15 protein-coding genes are annotated in these 23,120 nt (G+C 72.9%); 10 read left to right on the top strand and 5 right to left on the bottom strand.

Features of this window, described 5'->3' with window-relative positions; genetic code table 11:
* Positions 1-86: 86 nt before the first annotated feature.
* Entirely contained in the window at positions 87-1,295 is a 1,209-nt protein-coding gene (locus ACIBCA_RS28820; protein ID WP_396285924.1) for a winged helix-turn-helix domain-containing protein, read from the bottom strand.
* A gap of 139 nt (positions 1,296-1,434) precedes the next feature.
* Positions 1,435-2,007, bottom strand: a complete 573-nt coding sequence (locus tag ACIBCA_RS28815; protein WP_396285923.1) for a GNAT family N-acetyltransferase — start codon at positions 2,005-2,007, stop codon at positions 1,435-1,437.
* A gap of 242 nt (positions 2,008-2,249) precedes the next feature.
* On the opposite strand from ACIBCA_RS28815, the gene secA reads away from it, so the two are divergent.
* Entirely contained in the window at positions 2,250-5,018 is a 2,769-nt protein-coding gene (secA, locus tag ACIBCA_RS28810) for a preprotein translocase subunit SecA (protein WP_396285922.1), read from the top strand.
* Positions 5,019-5,146: 128 nt separating this feature from the next.
* Here secA and ACIBCA_RS28805 read toward each other — a convergent pair whose 3' ends face one another.
* Positions 5,147-5,614 carry an Rv3235 family protein gene (locus tag ACIBCA_RS28805; protein WP_396285921.1) on the bottom strand — a complete coding sequence of 156 codons (468 nt, stop codon included), beginning with the start codon at positions 5,612-5,614 and terminating at the stop codon, positions 5,147-5,149.
* Positions 5,615-5,988: 374 nt separating this feature from the next.
* Between ACIBCA_RS28805 and ACIBCA_RS28800 the strand changes: the two genes are divergently transcribed.
* Entirely contained in the window at positions 5,989-7,065 is a 1,077-nt protein-coding gene (locus tag ACIBCA_RS28800; protein ID WP_396285920.1) for a patatin-like phospholipase family protein, read from the top strand.
* A gap of 68 nt (positions 7,066-7,133) precedes the next feature.
* Positions 7,134-7,643: a DUF6912 family protein gene (locus ACIBCA_RS28795; RefSeq protein ID WP_396285919.1), complete on the top strand. Its 510-nt coding sequence runs from the start codon at positions 7,134-7,136 to the stop codon at positions 7,641-7,643.
* 40 nt (positions 7,644-7,683) lie between these two features.
* On the opposite strand, the gene ACIBCA_RS28790 is transcribed toward ACIBCA_RS28795, so the two are convergent.
* Positions 7,684-8,940 carry an Ig-like domain-containing protein gene (locus ACIBCA_RS28790; RefSeq protein ID WP_396285918.1) on the bottom strand — a complete coding sequence of 419 codons (1,257 nt, stop codon included), beginning with the start codon at positions 8,938-8,940 and terminating at the stop codon, positions 7,684-7,686.
* A 178-nt stretch (positions 8,941-9,118) separates the two neighbouring features.
* On the opposite strand from ACIBCA_RS28790, the gene ACIBCA_RS28785 reads away from it, so the two are divergent.
* From ACIBCA_RS28785 to ACIBCA_RS28755, 7 genes are all read left to right on the top strand, one after another.
* Complete coding sequence (locus ACIBCA_RS28785) at positions 9,119-10,300, top strand: helix-turn-helix domain-containing protein (RefSeq protein WP_396285917.1); 1,182 nt, start codon at positions 9,119-9,121, stop codon at positions 10,298-10,300.
* Between the two features lie 72 nt (positions 10,301-10,372).
* Positions 10,373-11,029, top strand: a complete 657-nt coding sequence (locus ACIBCA_RS28780; RefSeq protein WP_396285916.1) for an HAD family hydrolase — start codon at positions 10,373-10,375, stop codon at positions 11,027-11,029.
* Between the two features lie 182 nt (positions 11,030-11,211).
* Positions 11,212-12,837, top strand: coding sequence for an L-glutamate gamma-semialdehyde dehydrogenase (gene pruA / locus ACIBCA_RS28775; RefSeq protein ID WP_396285946.1), 1,626 nt, complete (start codon positions 11,212-11,214; stop codon positions 12,835-12,837).
* A gap of 284 nt (positions 12,838-13,121) precedes the next feature.
* Positions 13,122-18,068 (top strand): NAD-glutamate dehydrogenase, encoded by a 4,947-nt coding sequence (locus tag ACIBCA_RS28770; RefSeq protein WP_396285915.1) that lies wholly within the window; start codon positions 13,122-13,124, stop codon positions 18,066-18,068.
* Positions 18,069-18,170: 102 nt separating this feature from the next.
* Positions 18,171-18,995 (top strand): hypothetical protein, encoded by an 825-nt coding sequence (locus ACIBCA_RS28765; RefSeq protein WP_396285914.1) that lies wholly within the window; start codon positions 18,171-18,173, stop codon positions 18,993-18,995.
* A 222-nt stretch (positions 18,996-19,217) separates the two neighbouring features.
* Positions 19,218-19,523 (top strand): hypothetical protein, encoded by a 306-nt coding sequence (locus ACIBCA_RS28760; RefSeq protein WP_396285913.1) that lies wholly within the window; start codon positions 19,218-19,220, stop codon positions 19,521-19,523.
* Positions 19,520-19,822 carry a hypothetical protein gene (locus tag ACIBCA_RS28755; RefSeq protein ID WP_396285912.1) on the top strand — a complete coding sequence of 101 codons (303 nt, stop codon included), beginning with the start codon at positions 19,520-19,522 and terminating at the stop codon, positions 19,820-19,822. The genes ACIBCA_RS28760 and ACIBCA_RS28755 overlap by 4 nt, the downstream gene beginning before the upstream one ends.
* A 376-nt stretch (positions 19,823-20,198) precedes the next feature.
* Here the strand turns inward: ACIBCA_RS28755 and ACIBCA_RS28750 are convergent, their stop codons facing one another.
* Positions 20,199-23,045 (bottom strand): FtsK/SpoIIIE domain-containing protein, encoded by a 2,847-nt coding sequence (locus ACIBCA_RS28750; protein WP_396285911.1) that lies wholly within the window; start codon positions 23,043-23,045, stop codon positions 20,199-20,201.
* Positions 23,046-23,120: the final 75 nt, after the last annotated feature.

Below are 23,120 nucleotides of genomic sequence, written 5' to 3'. Positions count from 1 at the left end.
AGTCCGACCTTTGGGGGGGGGGGGCCCCGCCGGGGGGGGGGGCCGGGGGCCCGCCCCCCCCCCCCCCGGGGGCGGGGCGGCCCCCGTCAGCCGGCGAGCAGCTTCTCCAGGGCCGGGCGCAGCCGCTCCTCGTGCAGCGTCTCGACCCGCACCGAGTCGCAGCCGACCCAGGAGGCCGCCTCGCGCAGGGCCGTGGCCAGCGCCTCCACGTGCCGGGCGCCGCCCGCGTCGCCGCGGCCTTCGAGCAGCGAGACCTGACGGGCGACCAGGGTGCGTCCCTCCCGGGCCGGGTCGACCCGGCCGACCAGCCGGCCGCCGGCCAGCAGCGGCATCGCGAAGTAGCCGTGCACCCGCTTGTGCTTGGGCGTGTACGCCTCCAGCCGGTGCGTCATGCCGAAGATCCGTTCGGTGCGGGGGCGGTCCCAGACCAGCGAGTCGAACGGCGAGAGCAGCGTGGTGCGGTGGCGCCCGCGCGGGGCGGTGGCCAGGGCGGCCGGGTCGGCCCAGGCCGGGGCGGGGGCGCCGTTCGGGCCCCAGCCGGCCACCTCGACCGGGACGAGGCCGCTGTCGGGGAGCACCGCGTCCAACTCCTCGGCGCGCAGCCGGTGGTAGTCCTGGAGGTCGGCCCGGGTGGCGACGCCGAGCGCGGCGCCGGCCTGGGCGACCAGGGTGCGCACGCAGTCCGCGTCCTCGGGCTCCTGGCCGAACAGGGCCTCCGGGATGGCCTGTTCGGCCAGGGCGTAGACGCGCTTCCAGCTGCGGCGGTCGGTGCACACCACGTCGCCGAAGGCCAGCGCCCGCTCGACGGCGATCTTGGTGTCGGACCAGTCCCACCACTCGCTGGTCTTCTTGGCGCCGCCCAGCTCGGTGGAGGTCGACGGGCCCTCGGCGCGCAGCTTGTCGAGCACGTGCCGGTACGTCTCGGGCGTGACCTGGTGGTTCCACACCCGGCCGCGGTCGCGGTAGCGGCGCCGCCGGAAGGCGAACAGCGGCCACTCCTCGACGGGCAGGATGCAGGCCGCGTGCGACCAGTACTCGAAGCTCGTGCCCGCGCCCCAGTACGCGGCCTCGACGGCCGGGCGGCCGACCGCGCCGAGCCGGGCGTAGGGCACCAGCTCGTGCGAGCGGGCCAGGACGGAGATGGTGTCCAGCTGGACGGCGCCCAGGTGCCGCAGCACCCCGCGCACCCCGGAGCGGCGGTCCGGGGCGCCCATCAGGCCCTGGGCCCGCAGGGCGATCCTGCGGGCGTCGTCGGCGGAAAGGACGGTCACGGGCGCGGGGGCTGCGGCGGTCATGCCGCGGAGCGTAGCCGGGGGCACCGACAGCGGGACCGGTCGGTCCTCAGGCCTGTTCTCAAGCCTGTTCTCAGGCCGGTCCTCGGGCCGGTTCGCCTGGGCCGGTACTCGGGCCGGCTCGCCCGGCCGTTCCTCCGGGTCAGTCCTCCAGGTCGGCGGGGAGCAGCGAGGCGACCCAGGAGTCGTGGAAGACGCCGCGCTGCTCCGCGTACGCGCGCATGGTGCCCTCGAAGCGGAAGCCGACCTTCTCGGCCACCGCGCGGGAGCCCTCGTTGCCGACGTAGGCGAGCCACTGCAGGCGGCGCAGGCCGCCCTCGCGCAGGCCGTACTCCGCGACGGCGCGCGCGGCCTCGGTGGTGTAGCCCCGGCCGCGGAACTCCTTCACGGCCCACCAGCCGATCTCGCCGGCGCCCCGGTCGTCGGCGCGCAGCACGATGCCCTGGGCACCGACCAGGGCGCCGGTCGCGCGCTCGTACACGCCCCAGATCCGGTTGTCGCCGGTGCGCCAGCCGTCGACCGCGAGTTTGCGGACGAAGAACTCGGCGTCCTCGCGCCGGTACGGGACGGGGACGACCGTCCAGTGCTGGATCTCCGCGTCCTGGCAGGCCGCGAAGATCGCGTCGACGTCCTCCTCGAGAGGGGCTCGCAGGACGAGGCGCTCGGTGGTGAGGGTGACGGGCGGGCGGGGGGGTTCGGTGGGGAGTGCTTCCATGAACGGATTATTTCGCCGAGCGGGGAAGACGGTCATCCGGTTATCCGTCCAACTCCTCGCCGCGTCGACCGTTTTGCCCCGGTGGGCGGGGCTATCGGCTCATGTGCTCGCGCGGGTGACACGGGAATAGCGTGCTGACGCACCTCCCGGGGCATTGGACTCCTCGCATACGATGGCCCGTGCGGTGGGGTGGACCCCCCGTGCAGTCGTCCAGTGCCAATACAGGCAAGGAGCCCGCTCAAGTGTCCGTCTTCGACAAGATCCTGCGCGCCGGCGAAGGCAAGATCCTTCGCAAGCTGCAGCGGATTGCTGCCCAGGTCAACTCCATCGAAGAGGACTTCGTCAACCTCACCGACGCCGAGCTGCGCGCGTTGACCGACGAGTACAAGCAGCGGCTCTCGGACGGCGAGTCGCTGGACGACATCCTCCCCGAGGCTTTCGCGACCGTGCGCGAGGCGGCCAAGCGCGTGCTCGGCCAGCGCCACTACGACGTCCAGCTCATGGGCGGCGCCGCCCTGCACTACGGCTACGTCGCCGAGATGCGCACCGGCGAGGGCAAGACCCTGGTCGGCACCCTGCCCGCGTACCTCAACGCGCTGACGGGCAAGGGCGTGCACCTGATCACCGTCAACGACTACCTCGCCGAGCGCGACTCGGAGTGGATGGGCCGGGTGCACCGCTTCCTCGGCCTCGAAGTCGGCGTGATCCTGGGCAACATGACGCCCGCCGAGCGCAAGCGCCAGTACGGGATGGACATCACGTACGGCACCAACAACGAGTTCGGCTTCGACTACCTGCGCGACAACATGGCCTGGTCGCAGGAGGAACTCGTCCAGCGCGGCCACAACTTCGCGATCGTCGACGAGGTCGACTCGATCCTCATCGACGAGGCCCGCACCCCGCTGATCATCTCCGGCCCGGCCGACCAGGCGACCAAGTGGTACGCCGACTTCGCCAAGCTGGTGCTGCGCCTGAAGATCGACCGCGACTACGAGGTCGACGAGAAGAAGCGCACCGTCGGCATCCTGGAGGAGGGCGTCACCCGGGTCGAGGACTACCTCGGCATCGACAACCTCTACGAGTCGGTGAACACCCCGCTGGTCGGGTTCCTCAACAACGCCATCAAGGCGAAGGAGCTCTACAAGGCGGACAAGGACTACGTCGTCATGAACGGCGAAGTCATGATCGTCGACGAGCACACCGGCCGCATCCTGGCCGGCCGCCGCTACAACGAGGGCATGCACCAGGCGATCGAGGCCAAGGAGGGGGTGGAGGTCCAGAACGAGAACCAGACCCTGGCCACCATCACCCTGCAGAACTTCTTCCGCCTGTACGACAAGCTCTCGGGCATGACCGGTACCGGTACCACCGAGGCCGCCGAGTTCCACCAGATCTACAAGCTCGGCGTCGTGCCGATCCCGACCAACAAGGACCCGCTGCGCATCGACCAGCCCGACCTGATCTACAAGTCGGAGCCGGCCAAGTTCGCCGCCGTCGTCGAGGACATCGCCGAGAAGCACGAGAAGGGCCAGCCGGTGCTGGTCGGCACCGTGTCGGTCGAGAAGTCCGAGTACCTGTCGCAGGAGCTGCGCAAGCGCGGCATCCCGCACGAGGTGCTGAACGCCAAGCACCACGAGCGCGAGGCGCAGATCGTCGCGCAGGCGGGCCGCAAGGGCGCCGTCACCGTGGCCACCAACATGGCCGGCCGTGGCACCGACATCATGCTCGGCGGCAACCCCGACCACCTGGCCGCCGCCGAGCTGGCGCAGCGCGGGCTGACCGAGACGGACAACCCGGACGAGTACGTGGCCGCGCTGCCCGACGCGCTGGAGAAGGCCAAGGCCGCCGTCAAGACGGAGCAGGAGGAGGTCAAGGAGGCCGGTGGCCTCTACGTCCTCGGCACCGAGCGGCACGAGTCCCGCCGCATCGACAACCAGCTGCGCGGCCGCTCCGGCCGTCAGGGCGACCCGGGCGAGTCCCGCTTCTACCTGTCGCTGGGCGACGACCTGATGCGCCTGTTCAAGGCCGGCATGGTCGAGCGCGTGCTCTCGATGGCCAACGTGCCCGAGGACGTGCCGATCGAGTCCAAGATGGTCACCCGCGCGATCGCCTCCGCGCAGACCCAGGTCGAGCAGCAGAACTTCGAGATCCGCAAGAACGTCCTGAAGTACGACGAGGTGCTCAACCGCCAGCGCGAGGTCATCTACGGCGAGCGCCGCCGCGTCCTGGAGGGCGAGGACCTCCAGGAGCAGATCACCCACTTCATGGACGACACCGTCGAGGCGTACGTCCGGGCCGCGACCGGCGAGGGCTTCGAGGACGACTGGGACCTCGACAAGCTCTGGACGGCGCTCAAGCAGCTCTACCCGGTCTCCCTGGACCTGGCGGAGCTGGAGGAGGAGGTCGGCGGCCCGTCCGGCCTGACCCCCGAGTACCTGATCAAGGTCCTCCAGGAGGACGTCCAGGCGCAGTACGGCGCCCGCGAGGACCAGCTCGGCGAGGAGATCCTGCGCGAGCTGGAGCGCCGCGTGGTGCTGGCCGTGCTGGACCGCCGCTGGCGCGAGCACCTCTACGAGATGGACTACCTCCAGGAGGGCATCGGCCTGCGCGCGATGGCGCAGCGCGACCCGCTGGTCGAGTACCAGCGCGAGGGCTTCGACATGTTCACCGCGATGATGGAGGGCATCAAGGAGGAGTCCGTCGCCTACCTGTTCAACGTGGAGATCTCCGTCGAGCAGCAGGTCCAGGAGGTCCCGGTCGAGGACGCCGAGGTGGTGCTCGACAAGCTGGAGAAGGACGCCGCGGCCGCCCGCCCGGAGATCAAGGCCAAGGGCCTGGAGGCCCCGAAGCCGAAGCGGCTGCACTACACGGCCCCCTCGGAGGAGGTCGGCGGCGGTGTGGTCGAGGGTGACTTCGACGACCTGGCTCCGGAGGACGAGGGCGACGGGCTGACCCGCGCCGAGCGCCGCAAGGCCGCCCGGTCCGCCAAGGGCCGCCGCCGCAAGGGCTGAGCCCCGCCGCCGGGCCCCCGAGGTCGGTGGCAGGCCCGCAGGACGCCGTACAGGGCGCCGTTCCCCCACGGGGACGGCGCCCTGCGCCGTCTCGTACCCCTCGTACCGGGGGCGTGTCAGCAGCGCGCTCACCGGGCCTCCACGGCGGTGCACCGCCACTGCCCGGCGGGGCCGCGGCGCTCCAGGCGGAAGGCGACCATGTGCTGGCGCCGGCCGAGGTCGACCCGTACGCACGCCTCCACGGCGCCGGGTGAGGGCGAGCGGTCGTGCACCGGCCCGAGCCGGGGCCGGTCGGCCGGGCCGCCGCGGCGCAGCGCCCCGACGCGGACGAGCGAGGCGAGCTGCCCGTAGCCGTCCAGGGTGGTGTGCCGCATCAGCTGGCCCGAGGGGCGGGTGCCGGTGAGCACCTCGACGAGCTGGTGGGCGAAGCGGGCGGCCAGGGCGCGGGCACCGTCGTCGTCCCGGTCGTCCGGCGGGGCGACGGCGGCCGCGCAGGCGGCGCGGGGGTGGAGGGGGCGGCGCCCGGCCCGGTCGCAGTCGGAGGCGCGCGGGTGGAGGTGCGGGCGGGCGGCGAGGCGGTTGAGGCGGGCGGTCACGGGGGCTCCCGGGGCGGTCGGTGCTGCACGGTGCTGCTCGGTGCAGGGCGGTGCAGGGCGGTGCAGGGCGGTGCGGGTACGGACGAGGTTCAGGCTGGAGGGCGTCCGGACGAGGCGGCAATGCGTTTTCGAGCCCGTGGGAATCCGTGCCGAGTTCACCTATCCGGGCGAATCGACGGATGCGGCGCCTGGCCGGGCGCCCGCTCGCCCGGCACGCGGTTGACGGGCCCCGGCGGGCCGTACGACCCGGAAAGGGGACGCCGGGTTCGGCGGACCGGGTGGCCCCCGGGTGGCCCGCCGCGTTGCGCCGGGCGGGCGCGGGCGCGCAGGATCGGAGCCTGACCGGGGGCGCGGCACGAGGACGGGCGGCCGGAATGACGACACGGGTGGCGGCGATGCCGGCCCCGGCGGTGGCGGGCGAGGCCCCGCCCTCGGCCGGCCCGCCCCGGCGCGCGCTGGTCCTCGGCGGCGGAGGGATGCTCGGCGCGGCCTGGACGGTCGGCGCGCTGTGCGCCGTCGAGGAGGCGGCCGGACGCCCGCCGGGCGAGGCGGACCTGCTGCTGGGCACCTCGGCCGGCTCGATCCTCGCCGCGCTGCTGACCGCCGGGGTGCGCCCCGAGCAGCTGCGCGATCACCAGCGGGGCCTGCCGATCACCGAGGGCCCGCTGGCCGGGGTGGACTTCGACTACGACACGGCCGTCGGCGGCGCGCTGCCGCCCCGCCCCCGGGCCGGGATCGGCTCGCCGGGGCTGCTGCGCGAGGCCGTGCGGCACCCGGGGGAGTACCCGCTGCTGACCATGGTCTCGGCCGTGGCGCCGCACGGGCGCGGTTCCCTGGCGCCGGTCGGCGAGCTGGTGCGGGGGCTGCTGGGCACGGCGCCCCTGCCGGAGGGCGGCGCCTCGCCGCTGCGGGTGGCCGCCGTGGACTACCGCACTGGCCACCGGGTGGTCTTCGGTGATCCGGACGCCCCGGCCGCCTCCGCCGCGGAGGCGGTGACGGCCTCCTGCGCCATCCCCGGCTGGTTCGCGCCGGTGCGGCTGAACGGCTCGGCGTACGTGGACGGCGGCTGCTGGTCCGCCACCAACGCCGACCTGCTGCTCGGCCGGGGCCTGGAGGAGGTGTACGTCCTCGCCCCGATGGCCCTGCGGCTGGCCCCGAGGCCGGGCGCGGGCGAGCGCGGCACCCTGGCCGCGCTGCGCGAGTGGCGCGGGCGGGACCGCCCGCGCGGGGTGCTGGCGCAGCTGGTCAGCCGCTACCGCCGTTCCGTCACCCGGCAGCTGCTGCGCGAGGCCGCGCTGCTGCGGGCCGAGGGCGTCCGGGTGCGGCTGCTCGCCCCGACCCCGGCCGATCTGGCGGTCATCGGCCCCAACATGATGGACCCCGCCCGCCGGGGTGAGGTGCTGGAGAGCGCCCTGCGGACCACCCGCGAGGTGCTGCGGGCGGCCCGGTAGGTGATCACAGCGCTTATTCTGGGGCGCTGAGTAGCTGTGCCGCTGGACGAGACCGGAGAGTGCCACCGATGCGCGTGTACGTGCCCACCACCCTGAACGGCCTGGCGGCGGCGCACCAGGGCGGTGCCCTGGACGAGTCGGCGGCCTACGCCGTGACCCCGGCGCTGCGCGAGTGGTACGTCAGCGACGACCTGGAGGAGCTGGAGTACGCGGCGCTGAACCGGGCCGCCCAGTCCTCGCTGCGGCTGCTCGCGGCCGACGCGGACGCCCCGCGCCGCCGCGTCGTGGTGGCGCTGGACGTGGCCGACTCGGCCGTGCGGCCCTTCCCCGGCGACGAGTACCAGGACCAGGCGTCGCTCGGCCGGGTGGTGCTGGCCGGGCCCGTGAAGCTGGCGAAGGCGGCCTCCGTGCACGCCGACGTCGCCGACGCCGAGGTCCTCGCCGACGTCACGGCGGCGGTGGCGGCGGTGGCCGCGGCCGACGCGGGCGACCAGGATGCCCAGTTCACCGTGGACGGCGCCGAGGACCACGACCTGCTCTGGTTCGCGACCCAGGAGATCCCCGCGCTCCTGGGGTGACGACCCGCGGTCCGCCCCGCCGCCGCCCTACCGGCGGCTGCTACCACTGGGCCCAGGTGAGGTTCCAGCCGCCGAGGCCGTTGTCGGGGGCGACGGTCTTCTCCTTGGTGTTCACGATCCTGACGACGTCGCCGATCATCGAGCCGTTGTAGAACGACCCCGCGGGGGAGGTGTCGCGGCCGCCCTCCACGTCCTTGAGGGCGATGCAGCCGTGGCTGGTGTTCTCGGTGCCGAACGGGTCGCCCTTGTACCAGTAGTTCCCGTGGAGGTAGGTGCCGCTCCGCGTCAGCCGCATCGCGTGGGGGACGTCGGGGATGTTGTACTCGCTGCCCATGCCGACGGTCTGGGAGTCCATGTGGGTGATGGGCTCCTTGGACATGATGACCATGATTCCGCCCCAGGAGGGGTGCTGGGCGTCGCCGAGGGTGGCCGGCACGGTGGTGGACCTGCCGTCCCGCTCGATCGTGATCTGGTGCTTGGCGGAGTCCGCGGTGGTGATCTGGGAGCGGCCGATGATGAACGGTTCGTCCTTGTCGACGTCGCCCCAGACGCCGGGGGCGACCTCGACGTTCTTCAGCCGGTAGTGGATGGTGACCTTGGTGTTCGGCTTCCAGTAGTCCGCCGGGCGGAAGTCGAGCCGGTTGTCGCCGAACCAGTGGCCCTTCACCTCGGTGCCGTTGTCCGTCTCGAAGGTGATGGCCTTGGCGACGGCGTCCTTGTTCACGACCTTGCTGCTGAAGTCCACCTTGACGATCATGCCCACGCCGTAGGTCTGGCCGTCGGCGATGTTGTCGTTGGTGGACACCTGCTTGCCGGCCGCCGCCGTGGTGAAGGCGCTGGTGATCGCGGAGACCAGACCGGCGGCGTCCTTCGCCTGGGCGTTCACCGAGTACGCCGTGCCGGGGGCGAGCGCGGCGGAGGGCTTCCAGCCGGTGCCGTCCGGGGTGATCGAGCCCTGGACGGCCTTGCCGTTCTTGTCGGTCACGGCGACGGCGGTGAGCTTGCCCTGGGAGACGGACACCTGGAGCGCGGTCGGTGCGACCGCCTGGGACCCGTCCTTCGGCTCCACGTTCAGCACCGCGGCCGAGGTCTTCGGCGCCGCCGCGGTGGCGTCCCCGCCTGGCGCGTCGGTGGCGGCTGTCGCGGCGGTGGCGGGTGCGGCCTCGGGGGCCTTGTCCTTGTCGTCGCCGCAGGCCGCGGACATCAGCAGGACCCCGCCCATCGCCAGTGCCACCGCACCGCGGCGGAGACGGTCGTTGGTGCGTATCGCGGCCGGGGCCGTCCGTACAGTGCTCACAGGTTCGCTCCCTCTCGGTGTTCGGCGTCAGCTTCCGTGCCGGTTCGTCCCGGCCGCAACGGTGGGCCGGTGATCAGGGATGCGGGGACGCCCCTACCGCGTTTGAGCAGGGGAGACGTAACCTGCCTGGGACGCCTCGGCGGGGCGTTGGGACGGGGCACGAGCGGGGGGAGGACCGGTGCCGGAGGGGATCGGGGAGTCGACGGGGGCGGACGCGGTCGCGGGGCTGCTCCAGGAGCTGAAGAGCCGGTCGGGGCTCAGTTACGGCGCGCTGGCGAAGCGGCTGCACGTGAGTACGTCGGCCCTGCACCGCTACTGCAACGGCGACGCGACGCCGGTGGAGTTCGCGTCCCTGGAGCGCTTCGCGCGGGTGTGCCGGGCGACACCGGAGGAACACGCCGAGCTCTACCGGCTGTGGGTCGCCGCCGACGCGGCGCGGGGGAACCGGCAGGCGGCCGCCCCCGCGGCACCGGAGCCGCACGTGGAAGCCGAACCCGAACCCGAACCGGAACCGGAAGCCGAGGCGGTGGCCGGACCGGAGGCGCGGCCGGCCGCGCGCACCTCCGCCGCGCCGAAGCGGCGGCGCGTGCGCCGGGGCGTCCTCGCGGCCGTCGCGGCCGCCGCGGTGCTCGCCGCCGTCGGAGCCGTCGCCATCGATCGCGGGACCGGCTCGGGCGGCGGCCCCGGGCAGTCGGCCGGATCCGCGGCCCCGCCGTCGACCCCCGGCGCCACGCCGACCGCCACCGACCGGGGCGAGAGCGCACCGATCACCGTCGCCGTCCGCCCCTCCGGCTGGGACTCCGAGTGCGACCGGTTCCTCGTCGACCGCCCGCCGTCGCAGGTCCCCCGCCCGCCCGAGGTGCTGGACGTCCCCGGCTGGGCCTCCAAGCTCGGGGCGGTCCCCGGCCAGTACCAGTCCATCAAGCTCACGGTGCAGGGCACCGGCAGCGAGACCGTGGTGCTGACCGCGCTCAACGTCCGCATCGCCCGGATCGCGGCCCCGCTGCCCTGGAACGCCTACGCCGTGGGAGAGGGCTGCGGCGGCGGGGTCGGCCTCCAGTCGTACGACCTCGACCTGGACGCGGCCCGCCCCCGTCCGGTCGTGAGCGGGGGCAGGAGCGGACTGCCGCTCAAGGTGAGCGAGCGGGATCCGGAGGTCATCGAGGTCAACGCCGAGACCAGGTCCCACGACGTCAGCTGGTACCTGGAACTGGAGTGGTCCAGCGGCAACCGGAAGGGCACGCTCTCCGTCGGTCTCGGCGACGGCGAACCGTTCCGCACCAGCGCGCTCAAGGGCCGGCCGCAGTACCACTACCCGATCGGCGCGAACGCCTGGGAGCTGAGCCCCTTCCAGCAGTGACGCCCCCCGGTAACGCCCCCAGTGACGCCCGTCCTACCCGGGTCCCGGCCGAGCCGTTTAACGTATGACCTCGTGCGCACTCACATCGTTTGGGACTGGAACGGCACGCTCTTCCACGACATGGAGGCGGTGCTCGGGGCGAGCAACGCCGCGTTCGCGACCATCGGGGTCGGCCCGATGTCCATGCAGGAGTACCGGGAGCGGTACGAGATCCCGATCCCGCGGTTCTACGAGCGGCTGCTCGGCCGGATGCCCTCCGAGGAGGAGTGGCGGGGCCTGGACCTCGCCTTCCACGAGCGGTACGTCGAGCTCAGCCCCGCCTGCGACCTGACCGAGGGCGTGCGGGAGCTGCTGGCGGGCTGGGAGTCGGCGGGCAACAGCCAGTCGCTGCTGTCGATGTACCAGCACGAGAAGCTGGTGCCGCTGGTCGACGCCTTCGGGCTGACCGACCGCTTCCTGCGGATCGACGGGCGCAGCGGCCCGGCCGGCGGGAAGAAGGCCGAGTCGCTGGTCCGGCACCTGGACGGGCTCGGCGGGCGGGTGGACCCTGCCCGGACGGTGCTGATCGGCGACGCCGCGGACGACGCCCTGGCGGCGCTGGCGGCGGGCGCCCACGCGGTGCTGTACACCGGCGGCTCGCACACCAGGGAGAAGCTGGAGCCGATCGGCGTCCCGGTGGTGGACAGCCTGGCCGAGGCCGTGGAGCTGGCCGGGCGGCTCACCGCCTGATCGGCGGACACGGACGGGGGGCGGGGGGGGGGGCGCCCCCCCCCCCCCCGGGGGGGCCCGGCGGGGGGCGGGGGGGGGCCCCCCGCCCCCCGTCCGCGTGTCTGAACGGGCGGATCGCGTCCCTCCTGGTCAGGCTGGAGTGATCCCCCGCCACCAGCCGCCAGGACGGAGCCGTCATGCCCATCGACGCAGTCACCGAGGTGCCGACGCCGGTCAACGAGCCGGTCCTCACGTACGCGCCGAACACCCCCGAGCGGGCCCGGCTGGTGCGGCGCCTGGACGAGCTGGCGGCCGAGCCGGTGCCGCTGCCGATGACGATCGGCGGCGAGCAGCGCTTCGGCGGGGGTGAGCGGATCGACGTCGTCCAGCCGCACCACCACGCCGCCAGGCTGGGGGTGCTGGGCAACGCCACCCGGGAGGACGCCAGGGCGGCGGTGGACGCGGCGCTGGCGGCCGGGCGGCAGTGGCGCTCGCTCTCCTTCGACGACCGGGCGGCGGTGTTCCTTCGGGCGGCCGAGCTGCTGGCCGGTCCGTGGCGGGAGACGCTGAACGCGGCCACGATGCTCGGCCAGTCCAAGACGGCCCAGCAGGCCGAGATCGACTCCGCCTGCGAGCTGATCGACTTCTGGCGCTTCAACGTCCACTTCGCCCGGCGGATCATGGCCGAGCAGCCGGTCTCCTCGCCCGGTGTCTGGAACCGCGTGGACCACCGCCCGCTGGAGGGCTTCGTCTACGCCGTCACCCCGTTCAACTTCACGGCGATCGCGGGGAACCTGCCCACCGCCCCCGCGCTGATGGGCAACACCGTGGTCTGGAAGCCCGCGCCGACCCAGACCCTGGCCGCGTACCACCTGATGCGGCTGCTGGAGGCGGCGGGCCTGCCGCCCGGGGTGATCAACCTGGTGACCGGCGACGGCCTCCAGGTCTCCCCGGTGGCGCTGGCCGATCCGGCGCTGGCCGGGCTGCACTTCACCGGCTCCACCGCCACCTTCCAGTCGCTCTGGCAGACCATCGGCGCCAACATCGGCGGCTACCGCACCTACCCGAGGATCGTCGGCGAGACCGGCGGCAAGGACTTCCTGCTGGCCCACCGCTCGGCCGACCCGGACATCCTCAGGACGGCCCTGGTCCGCGGCGCCTTCGAGTACCAGGGCCAGAAGTGCTCGGCGCTCTCCCGCGCCTACCTGCCGCGCAGCCTCTGGCAGCGGATCAAGGACGAGTTCCTCGCCGAGGTCGACGCCCTGACGGTGGGCGACGTCACCGACCTGTCGAACTTCATGGGCGCCCTGATCGACAAGCGGGCCTTCGAGAGGATCCGTACGGCGATCGACCGGGCGAAGGCGGACCCGACGGTCGAGCTGGCGGCCGGGGGCCAGTACGACGACGCGATCGGCTGGTTCGTCCGCCCGACCGTCCTGGTCTCCTCCGACCACCGGGGCGAGATCTTCCGCACCGAGTACTTCGGCCCGGTCCTCGCGATCCACGTCTACGAGGACTCCCGCTGGGAGGACGTGCTGGGCCGCGTCGACTCCGGCGCCCCGTACGGGCTGACCGGCTCGGTGATCGCGCAGGATCGTTACGCCATCGCCCAGGCCGTGGAGGAGCTGCGGTTCGCCGCGGGCAACTTCTACATCAACGACAAGCCCACCGGGGCCGTCGTCGGCCAGCAGCCCTTCGGGGGCTCCCGGGCCTCCGGGACCAACGACAAGGCGGGCGCCGCGCAGAACCTGCTGCGCTGGACCTCGGCGCGGGCGATCAAGGAGACCTTCGTCCCTCCGACCACATCCGGTTACCCCCATATGGGCTGAAAGCGAACATCAGCCTCCGGTTTGGACATGGTGTCCAGGACGGCCCGGACATCCTGCATCTTTGTGCCTACCTGTACCTGTGCACCTTCGATTGATCCGGTTAGGCTGGCTGGCGTCGTCGGGTGGCTTTCGCAGGACGAACCGTCCTACCCACTGTGCGGGCGTTTCATGCGTGCCATGAGCCCCTTTCAGTCGGAAGGTGCGGCAGGATTGCGATAGACCCGTCGGTGTTCATCCACACACCACCGAGTCACGCAACGGCGCGCGACAGGAGCCAAGAAGTCATGCAGACCAAGCTGGACGCAGCCAAGGCCGAACTGCTCAAGAAGGCAGCCGCAGCCGCTGAGAACAGCCAGGTGGGGGGAGCGGCGCCGGGGGAGGGTCTGAGCAACGGTGCTCTGACCGCGTACCTGCACCACTACTACCTGCACACCGCGCCCGAGGACCTGGTCGACCGCGACCCGGTCGACGTGTACGGCGCGGCCGCCTCCCACTACCGCCTGGGCCTCAAGCGCCCCCAGGGCACCGCCGAGGTGCGGGTCCACACCCCCTCGGTCGAGGAGAACGGCTGGTCCTGCGGCCACACCGTGGTCGAGGTCGTCACCGACGACATGCCCTTCCTGGTCGACTCCGTCACCAACGAGCTGTCCCGCCAGGACCGCGCGATCCACATCGTGATCCACCCGCAGCTGCTCGTCCGCCGTGACATCACCGGCAAGCTGCTGGAGATCCTCGACATCGACGCCTGCTCCCGCAGCCAGGCCGCCGGCACCGAGTGGCCCGCCGACGCGACCGTCGAGTCGTGGATGCACATCGAGATCGACCGCGAGACGGACCGCGAGGACCTGCGCACCATCGAGACCAGCCTGCGCCGCGTCCTCGGTGACGTCCGCGAGGTCGTCGAGGACTGGGGCAAGATGCGCGACAGCGCGCTGCGCCTGGCCGACGAGCTGGCCGAGGAGCCCCCCGCCGCCCTGCCCGAGCAGGAGGTCGGCGAAGCCTGGGAGCTGATGCGCTGGCTCGCCGACGACCACTTCACCTTCCTCGGCTACCGCGAGTACGACCTCGTCGAGCACGAGGGCGAAGAGGTCCTCAAGGCCGTCGCCGGCACCGGCCTGGGCATCCTGCGCTCCGACCCGCACAGCCACGACAGCGCCCACCACCCCGTCTCCGAGGCGTTCGGCCGGCTCTCCGCGCCGGTGCGCGCCAAGGCGCACGAGAAGAAGCTGCTCGTCCTCACCAAGGCCAACAGCCGCTCCACCGTGCACCGCCCCGCCTACCTCGACTACGTCGGCGTGAAGAAGTTCAACGCCGCCGGCGAGCCGATCGGCGAGCGCCGCTTCCTCGGCCTGTTCTCCTCCGCCGCGTACACCGAGTCCGTCACCCGCATCCCGGTGGTGCGCCGCAAGGTGCAGGAGGTGCTGGACGACTCCGGCTTCTCCAGCGAGAGCCACGACGGCCGCGACCTGCTGCAGATCATGGAGACCTTCCCCCGGGACGAGATCTTCCAGACCTCGGCCTCCGAGCTGCTCTCCATCGCCACCAGCGTCCTCTACCTGCAGGAACGCCGTAAGCTGCGCCTCTTCCTGCGCCAGGACGAGTACGGGCGCTACTTCTCCGCGTTCATCTACCTGCCGCGCGACCGCTACACCACGCGCATCCGGCTGCTGATCACGGACATCCTCAAGGAGGAGCTGAACGGCGCCACCATCGACTACACGGTGTACGCCACCGAGTCGGTGCTGACCCGGCTGCACTTCGTCGTCCGCGTCGCCCCCGGCACCGCGCTGCCGCAGCTCACCGACAGCGACATCGAGCGCATCGAGAACCGCCTGGCCGAGGCCGCCCGGTTCTGGATGGACGGCTTCCACGACCAGCTGCACATCGAGCTGGGCGAGGAGAAGGCCGCCGAGCTGGGCCACAGGTACGGCAACGCCTTCCCCGACGGCTACCGCGCCGACTTCCCGCCGCGCACCGCCGTCGCCGACATCAAGCAGATCGAGTCGCTGCACGGCGAGGGCGACTTCCGCCTGAACCTGTACCAGCCGGTCGGCGCGGGCGACGACGAGCGCCGCTTCAAGATCTACCGCGTCGGCGGCCCGATCTCGCTCACCGAGGTCCTGCCCGTGCTGCAGCGCCTGGGCGTCGAGGTGCTGGACGAGCACCCGTACGCGCTGCGCCGCTCGGACGGCACCACCGCGTGGGTGTACGACTTCGGCCTGCGGCTGCGCGAGGCCACCGAGCTCCCCGACGAGGCCCGCGAGCGCTTCCAGGAGACCTTCGCCGCCACCTGGACCGGCAAGGCCGAGAACGACGGCTTCAACGAGCTGGTCCTCACCGCCGGGCTGACCTGGCGCCAGGCGATGGTGCTGCGCGCGTACGCCAAGTACCTGCGCCAGGCGTCCTCCACGTTCTCCCAGGACTACATGGAGGACGCGCTCCGCAACAACACCCACACCACCCGGCTGCTGGTCAACCTGTTCGAGGCCCGGCTCAGCCCGAGCCACCGGCTGGGCGCGGACGAGCTGACCGAGGGCATCCTGGAGGAGCTGTCCGGCGCGCTCGACGAGGTCGCCTCGCTGGACGAGGACCGCATCCTGCGCTCCTTCCTGAACCTCATCAAGGCCACGCTGCGGACCAACTTCTTCCAGCACGACGGCTCCGGCGAGTGGCACTCCTACGTGTCGATGAAGTTCGACCCGCAGGCCATCCCGGACCTGCCGGCCCCGCGCCCGGCCTTCGAGATCTGGGTGTACTCGCCGCAGGTCGAGGGCGTGCACCTGCGCTTCGGCAAGGTCGCCCGCGGCGGTCTGCGCTGGTCCGACCGGCGCGAGGACTTCCGCACCGAGATCCTCGGCCTGGTCAAGGCCCAGATGGTCAAGAACACCGTCATCGTGCCGGTCGGCGCCAAGGGCGGCTTCGTCGCCAAGCAGCTGCCGGACCCGTCGGTGGACCGCGACGCCTGGCTGGCCGAGGGCGTCTCCTCGTACAAGACGTTCATCTCGGCGCTGCTGGACATCACCGACAACCTGGTGGCCGGCGAGGTCGTCCACCCGGCCGACGTGGTCCGCCACGACGAGGACGACACCTACCTCGTCGTCGCCGCCGACAAGGGCACCGCGACCTTCTCCGACATCGCCAACGGCGTCGCGGAGTCGTACGGCTTCTGGCTGGGCGACGCCTTCGCCTCCGGCGGCTCGGCCGGCTACGACCACAAGGGCATGGGCATCACCGCCCGCGGCGCCTGGGAGTCGGTCAAGCGCAACTTCCGCGAGCTCGGCGTCGACACCCAGAGCGAGGACTTCACCGTCGTCGGCATCGGCGACATGTCCGGTGACGTCTTCGGCAACGGCATGCTGCTCAGCGAGCACATCCGCCTGGTCGCCGCCTTCGACCACCGCCACATCTTCCTCGACCCGAACCCGGACGCGGCCGTCTCCTACGCCGAGCGCCGCCGCCTGTTCGAGCTGCCGCGCAGCTCCTGGGACGACTACGACAAGTCGCTGATCTCGGCCGGCGGCGGGGTCTTCCCCCGCTCGGCGAAGTCGATCCAGGTCAGCGCGCAGGTCCGGGCCGTGCTGGGTGTCCAGGAGGCCCGCCTCACCCCGGCCGAGCTGATGAAGGCCATCCTCCAGTCGCCCGTCGACCTGTTCTGGAACGGCGGCATCGGCACCTACGTCAAGGCGTCGACCGAGACCAACGCCGAGGTCGGCGACAAGGCCAACGACGCCATCCGCGTCAACGGCGAGCAGGTCCGCGCCCGCGTCGTCGGCGAGGGCGGCAACCTCGGCTGCACCCAGCTGGGCCGCATCGAGTACGCGGCCGTGGGCGGCCCCGAGGGCAGCGGCGGCTGGATCAACACCGACGCCATCGACAACTCGGCCGGTGTGGACACCTCGGACCACGAGGTCAACATCAAGATCCTGCTCAACCAGGTCGTCGCCGAGGGCGACATGACGGTCAAGCAGCGCAACGCCCTGCTCGCCGAGATGACCGACGAGGTCGGCCACCTGGTGCTGCGCAACAACTACGCGCAGAACGTCGTCCTGGCCAACGCCGTCGCCCAGGCGCACAGCATGGTCAACGTCCACGCCCGGATGATCAACCGCTTCGAGGCGGCCGGCCGCCTCGACCGCGGCCTGGAGTTCCTGCCCGCCGAGCGCCAGATCCGTGAGCGCCAGCAGGGTGGCCGCGGGCTCTCGCAGCCCGAGATGTCCGTCCTGCTCGCCTACACCAAGATCATCCTGGCCGACGAGCTGCTCGCCACCGACCTGCCCGACGACCCGTACTTCCGCACCGCGCTGCACGAGTACTTCCCCAGCGCCCTGCGGACCAGGTTCGCCGACGCGATCGACAACCACGCGCTGCGCCGCGAGATCATCACCACGCTGATCGTCAACGACACGATCAACCGCGGTGGCTGCACCTTCGCCTTCCGCCTGAAGGAGGAGACCGGCGCCACGTACGAGGAGATCGCCCGGACGCACACCGCGGCGCGGGCCGTCTTCGGCCTGGAGGAGATCTGGGCGCAGATCGAGGGCCTGGACAACAAGGTCCCGGCGCGCGTCCAGACCAAGATGCGGCTGCACTCGCGGCGCCTCGTCGAGCGCGCCACCCGGTGGATGCTCAACAACCGCCGCCAGCCGCTCGACATCGCCGGCACCATCGAGTTCTTCCACGACCGGGTCAACCAGGTCTGGGGCTCGCTGCCCAAGCCGCTGCGCGGCGAGGACCTGGCCTGGTACGAGAAGGTGTACGGCGACCTCGCCGGCGCCGGGGTGCCGGAGGAGCTGGCCGTCCGGATCGCGGGCCTGTCCTCCACCTTCCCGACGCTGGACATCACCGAGGTCGCGGACCGCTCGGGCAAGGACGTCGCCGACGTCGCCGAGCTGTACTACGACCTGGGCGACCGCCTGCAGATCTCGCACCTGCTCGACCGCATCATCGACCTGCCCCGCACCGACCGCTGGTCGTCGATGGCCCGGGCCGCGATCCGCGAGGACCTCTTCGCGGCGCACGCGGCGCTGACCGCCGACATCCTGGCCTGCGGCCCCGAGGGCGCCACCCCGGAGGAGCGCTACAGCGCCTGGGCGGAGCTCAACGGCACCCTGCTGAACCGCGCGAAGAGCACCCTCGACGACATAAGGGGTTCGGACAACTACGAGCTGTCCAGCCTGTCGGTCGCGATGCGCGTCATCCGCACGCTGCTGCGCACGGGTTCGATGCGCTGACGCCTGGCAGTGCCCGCAGTGGGGCCCGCACCTGGGAAACCGGGTGCGGGCCTCTCTCGTGCCTTGGATAGGATGATCGAATTCAACCAGGGGGGTTTGGACATGAGGAAGAACCGAGGATCGGTTCGCGTCGTCGGTGCGAGCATGATGGTGGCGCTGGTCGTCGCCGGGGCGGGGGCCTGCTCGTCCGACAAGAAGAAGGACGACGCGGCTCCGGCAGCGGCCTCGGCGGCGGCCACCAGCAAGGGCCCGGAGGCGTTCAGCGCCGCGGGCTACCGGGGCCTGAAGCCGGGCATCACCAAGGACGCGGCCCTGGCCGGGGGCACCCTGGAGACCGCGCCGGTCTCCCTGCTCGACGGCTGCACCGACTTCTCCTACAAGGGCGGTCCCGCGCCGGACAAGGTGCGGATGGACGCCGAGGCGGCCACCGAGGCCAAGTTCAAGGACCTCAACGGCAAGGCCGACGCGGCCGCCGCCAAGCAGCCGGGCGCGGTGCCCACCCTGCCGCCCAACGCCTCCGCCGCCGACTCCGCGAACATCGCCGCCCAGGCGGCCGGCTCCGCCCAGAACTCCGCCGCCGACGCCAAGCTGATGGCCGACGCCGCCCAGTCCAGCGTCGACATGCTGACCGCCCGCGAGACCAGGAACAAGGCGTTCGCCACCAGCGGCCGCGTCTCCTTCGCCACCTCCGGCCTGCGCGAACTCGTCGCCCCCGCCGACGCCAGGACCGCCGAGGGCATCGGCGTCGGCTCCACCGCCGACGCCGTCCAGGCCGCCTACGGCTCCAAGGGCCTGGTGAAGGACAAGTACGGCAGCTTCACCCTCCCCGTCGAGGGCCAGCCGGGCTGGACCTACGAGTTCACCGTCACCGACGCCAAGGTCACCGGCCTCACCCTGGCCAACCGCACCCTCAAGTGCACCGCCTGACCCCCAACTAGCCAGAAGGAGGGCCCGCGTCCGACCGGACGCGGGCCCGTTCCGTTTGCGCCCTTCGGGCGGGGCGGGCGGCGCTATCGTTGGCGTGAGTGACCTACGAAGGAGTTCGGATGGCCGCCGCGCCCGACACCGTCGAGGCTGGCGAGTCGGCAGATCGCTCTCGCGGAGTCGATCTACAGCCGCGTCAGTGATCTCCGTAGCGAGCCGCGCTGGATGTGGTACTTCACCGAGCACAAGCTGCACGGCGAGACCGGACACGCCCTCTACCTGCTCGCGACGGTCAAGGGGAGGCCTGTCTCCGACCTGGTGTCCCGCCTCCGCCGAGCCGCGGACTCCCAGACCTCCAACCGTGCCCGCTCGAAGGCGATCGATACCGCCCAACTGGCAACAGTGCTCTACCGCCAGGGCGCGCGGGAAGAAGCCGAGCACTATGCCCACACAGCTACCGACCTTTCCACTGTGGTCCGCTCCGCGCGACTGGACGCCGCGCTGGCCGAGATGAGGAGAGCCCAGACATGACGATCGAAGACGTGATCAAGGAAGCCGCAGCTCGGGGTGTTATCGGGCTTCCGGAGCCTTCCCGGCTCACCCATGTTCGGGTATGGCCGGGGGCGTCGCAGTGGGTCGGGGAGGTTGGCGAACCGCCCCACAACGAGACCGTGGGTGATGGCATGTTCGACACCAAGGACGAGGCTCAGGAAGCCGCGTTGAAGGCCGTTGCTGATGGCAGGGCCTTGCTGGTCGCCCTACTTCCGGATGATCTCGCAGCGACGGCCGCAGAGTGGTCAGTGCCCACCGTGACTTCATGGGACGCCTGACGGCTGCAAGGCGATCGGTCTGAGAAGCGCTCAGACCGGTCGATTCGGATCATATCGCTTATTGCTTCGGCGGCCCCGGCCGGTTTGGCCGGGGCCGCCGTTAGTTTGTGGTTTTGGGAAGGGGCGGGCGGGTGGGGGACCTGCGTGTGTGGGCGGGCCCTCGTCTCTGACGCGGGCCCGCCCGGTTCTCGTCAGGTTCCTGCTCGGCCGCATGTGCTTCCGCCCCGCCGCGATTGTTATCGCGGCGGGGCGGAACAAGTACAAAAGCCCACCTCGGCTGACCCGGCCTTCCTAGGTCTGCGACGGGGCGACAGAGGGGAAGGGGCGCTCGTGTCCCGGACACGAGCCCACTCCAACCTCAAGGCTCCGCAGGGCCTCAGCGGGAGGCGGCGCGTTGGAGGGCGCTGGCGAGGAGGGCGAGGTCGGTGGGGCCGTTGCCGAGTTCGCGGACGGGGCGGCGGGCGGGTGGGGCGCCGAGCTGGAGGGGGTCTATGGCGACGACGGTGGGGCGCAGGGTGGCGGTGCGGGGGATGCGGCCGCTGATTCTGGCGGTCTGGAAGGCGGTGACGCCGCCGTCGGGGAGGCGCAGGTAGCCGCGGCCGGGGGTGTCCTCGGGGAGGGCGGCCGCGTCGCCGAGGTGGATGAGGAGGTCGGAGTCGGCCGGGTCCTCGGTGCGCAGGGCGATGCGCAGCAGGGCGGCCTCGTCGACCTCGGTGCCGGCGCTGTCCTCGGGGCGGCCGGTGGTGACGGCGAGGTGGATGCCGAGCGGGCCGCCGCGGCGGGCGACGGAGGCGAGGGCGCGGGCGAGGGGGCGGCCGGCCGGGGAGGTGGGGGAGAGCAGGGCGTCGTAGTCGTCGACGACGACGACCAGGCGCGCGGGGGAGGGGCCGGCCGGGGCGGTGGGCACGGGCGCCGGGGGCTCGGGGGAGCGCGGCGGGATGATCCGGGGGGCCGGGCCGGCGGCGCCGCCGACCACGGCCGGCACCGGGACCTGGGCGCGGTCGGCGTCCAGGCTCTGCCCGTCCAGGCCCTGCTTGTCGAGGATCTGCGCCGCGTGCCAGGAGGCGAAGTCCAGCCCGTCGAACAGCCGCTCCCGCAGCGTGAGTTCGTCCTCCAGGGCCTCCGCCGCGAGCAGCGCGGCGCGTGGGTCGGCGGCGGCGTTGACCAGCTCGGTGACGTGCGGCAGCTCGGTGCAGCCGTCGAGGCCGTCCTGGCCGTCGGTGCCCGGGGCCCGGCCCTCGATGATGCTGACGGCCAGCCGTTCGGGCCGTTCGGAGACGGCGAGGGAGGCGATCAGGGTGCGCAGCAGCTCGGTCTTGCCGGAGCCGCGGGCGCCGCCGACGAGCAGGTGCGGGCCGCCGGGGTCGGGGGAGGGGAGGGAGAGTTCGGGGTCGGCGAGGTCGAGGGTGCAGAGCTCGTCCCGGGTGGTGCCGAGCAGGGCGGTGGCCGCGCCGATGCCGCCGGTGTGGGCTTCCCAGCGCGCGGAGAGCTTGGCCGGGGTGACGGTGTCGAGCTGGAGCAGGTCGAGCAGGCGCAGCGCGTCCGGCAGGGGCCCCCGGGAGGCGGGGGCGGCTTCGCGCAGCGGGGCGAGGACGCGGGCGAGGCGCTCGGCCCAGGCGTCGGAGACGGCGTCGATGGAGACCTCGTGGAGGGTCTCGCGGCCGCGCGCGACCGGGCGGTCGAGCGAGAGGTGGGTGCCGACCTCGCCGGTGATCAGGGCGGTGGCGCCGAGGCCCCGGGGGAGCAGTTCGGGCTGTTCGGCGAGGCAGATCGGGAAGATGCCGACGGCGGGGCCCTGGCGCAGCAGCAGGTCGAGGGCCTGCCGGGAGGCCTCGGTGGCGGGGCGGCCGTCGACCACGACGACGGTGGCGGGGTGGCCGCCGAGGCCGATGGGGCCGCTGAGCCGGGAGGTGAGCTCGGTGAGGCGGGCGGTGGCCTGGTCCTCGTCGAGGCCGAGCAGCAGCCGGCAGTCCTGGCCGTCGGCGGGGCGCAGGTGGGGCAGCCACAGGGCCCAGGCCCAGGTGTCGGCGCGGTCCTCGGGGGTGCGGGAGCGGTCGGCGTCGACGACGACGAGGCTGAGCCCGGTGGGCGGGTGCAGGGCGGCGAGCTGGGCGACGACGGCGCGGGTGAGGGCGTCGAGGCGCTCGCGGGGGCCGCTGAGGCCGAGGCTGCCGGCGGTCTGGAGGTCGAGGGTGACGGGCACCGAGGGCAGCACGGTGCCCGGGGTGGTGCCGGGGCCGCCGGGGCGGTCGGCGGTGCCCAGGCGCAGGGTGAGGGCGTCGGGGTGGCCGGGGCCGCGCTCCCAGAGCCGGGGGCCGGGGCCGACGGCGTTGAGCAGCAGGGTGGCGAGGTCGGGGAAGCGCTCGCGCTGGGCGGCGGTCTGGCGCAGCCGTACGGCGGCGTGGTGGCGTTCGGCGTTCTCCTGGCCGGGCGGTTCGGCGGCGCGGCCCGGCAGCAGGGAGAACAGGCCCCGGCCACGGCCGGAGGCGGGCTCGGGCGTGGCGGGCGGCTCGACGGCGGCCGGGGCCGGACGGGCGGGTCCGGGGGCGGCGAGCTGGAGGTGGCCGTGGCCGTCCGGCAGGGCGGCGCGGGCGGGCGGGGCCTCGGCGGGTTCGGGGGCGGCGAGCAGCAGGGTGGATTCGCCGATCCGCAGCAGGCCCCCGGGCTCCAGGGCGACGGCCTCCTCGGGCGGCCCGGGCGGGACGAGCCGGCCGTCGAGGGTGGTGCCGTTGGTGGAGCCGAGGTCGCGGACGGTGACCCGGCCGTCGTCGGCGAGGTGGAGGGCGAGGTGCAGCCGGGAGACGTCCGGGTCGTCGAGGGGGACGTCGGCCTCGCCGGAGCGGCCGATGCGGATCTCCCGGCCGTGCAGCCGGTGGACGCCGCCGGCGTCGGGCCCGCCGACGACGCGCAGTTCGGCCGCGGCGAGGGCGTCGTCGGGGTCGTCGGCGGTCGGGTCGGGCTCGTTGAGGCTGAGGACGGCGCCGTCGAGCAGCGGGGGGTGGCCGAGGAGGGTGTGCTCGTCCACGCGGTGCGCCCCGGCGTACAGGTGCACGTGGGTGGCGGCCCGGGGCCCGCGCACGCCCACGGCGCCGGCGAGCGCCCCCGCGAGGGCGCCGAGGGCGGTGCCGACGGGGGCGGTGACCAGCACGTCGACGTAGGGGATGGCGGAGCCGGCGGCGGCCGGGCCGCTGCGCGGTCGGAGGACGGTCAGCCGGATCTGCATCTCGCCCGCGGGTCCCTTCTGCTGGTGTGGAGCCTGGTACCGCTGCCGGGTGTCGTCGCGGCCGCGCCGGGCGGT

The sequence above is a fragment of the Kitasatospora sp. NPDC051170 genome, from assembly GCF_044455705.1.
Taxonomy (GTDB): Bacteria; Actinomycetota; Actinomycetes; order Streptomycetales; family Streptomycetaceae; genus Kitasatospora.
This window is presented reverse-complemented; position numbering and strand designations above follow the sequence as displayed.

Bases quoted from the DNA above. Each gene is read 5' to 3' on its own strand.
- ACIBCA_RS28765 (WP_396285914.1), top strand. From the start codon at position 18,171: ATGAGGAAGAACCGAGGATCGGTTCGCGTCGTCGGTGCGAGCATGATG.
- ACIBCA_RS28795 (WP_396285919.1), top strand. From the start codon at position 7,134: ATGCGCGTGTACGTGCCCACCACCCTGAACGGCCTGGCGGCGGCGCAC.
- ACIBCA_RS28820 (WP_396285924.1), bottom strand. From the start codon at position 1,295: ATGACCGCCGCAGCCCCCGCGCCCGTGACCGTCCTTTCCGCCGACGAC.
- ACIBCA_RS28770 (WP_396285915.1), top strand. From the start codon at position 13,122: ATGCAGACCAAGCTGGACGCAGCCAAGGCCGAACTGCTCAAGAAGGCA.
- ACIBCA_RS28815 (WP_396285923.1), bottom strand. From the start codon at position 2,007: ATGGAAGCACTCCCCACCGAACCCCCCCGCCCGCCCGTCACCCTCACC.
- ACIBCA_RS28800 (WP_396285920.1), top strand. From the start codon at position 5,989: ATGACGACACGGGTGGCGGCGATGCCGGCCCCGGCGGTGGCGGGCGAG.
- ACIBCA_RS28760 (WP_396285913.1), top strand. From the start codon at position 19,218: ATGTGGTACTTCACCGAGCACAAGCTGCACGGCGAGACCGGACACGCC.
- ACIBCA_RS28750 (WP_396285911.1), bottom strand. From the start codon at position 23,045: ATGCAGATCCGGCTGACCGTCCTCCGACCGCGCAGCGGCCCGGCCGCC.
- ACIBCA_RS28755 (WP_396285912.1), top strand. From the start codon at position 19,520: ATGACGATCGAAGACGTGATCAAGGAAGCCGCAGCTCGGGGTGTTATC.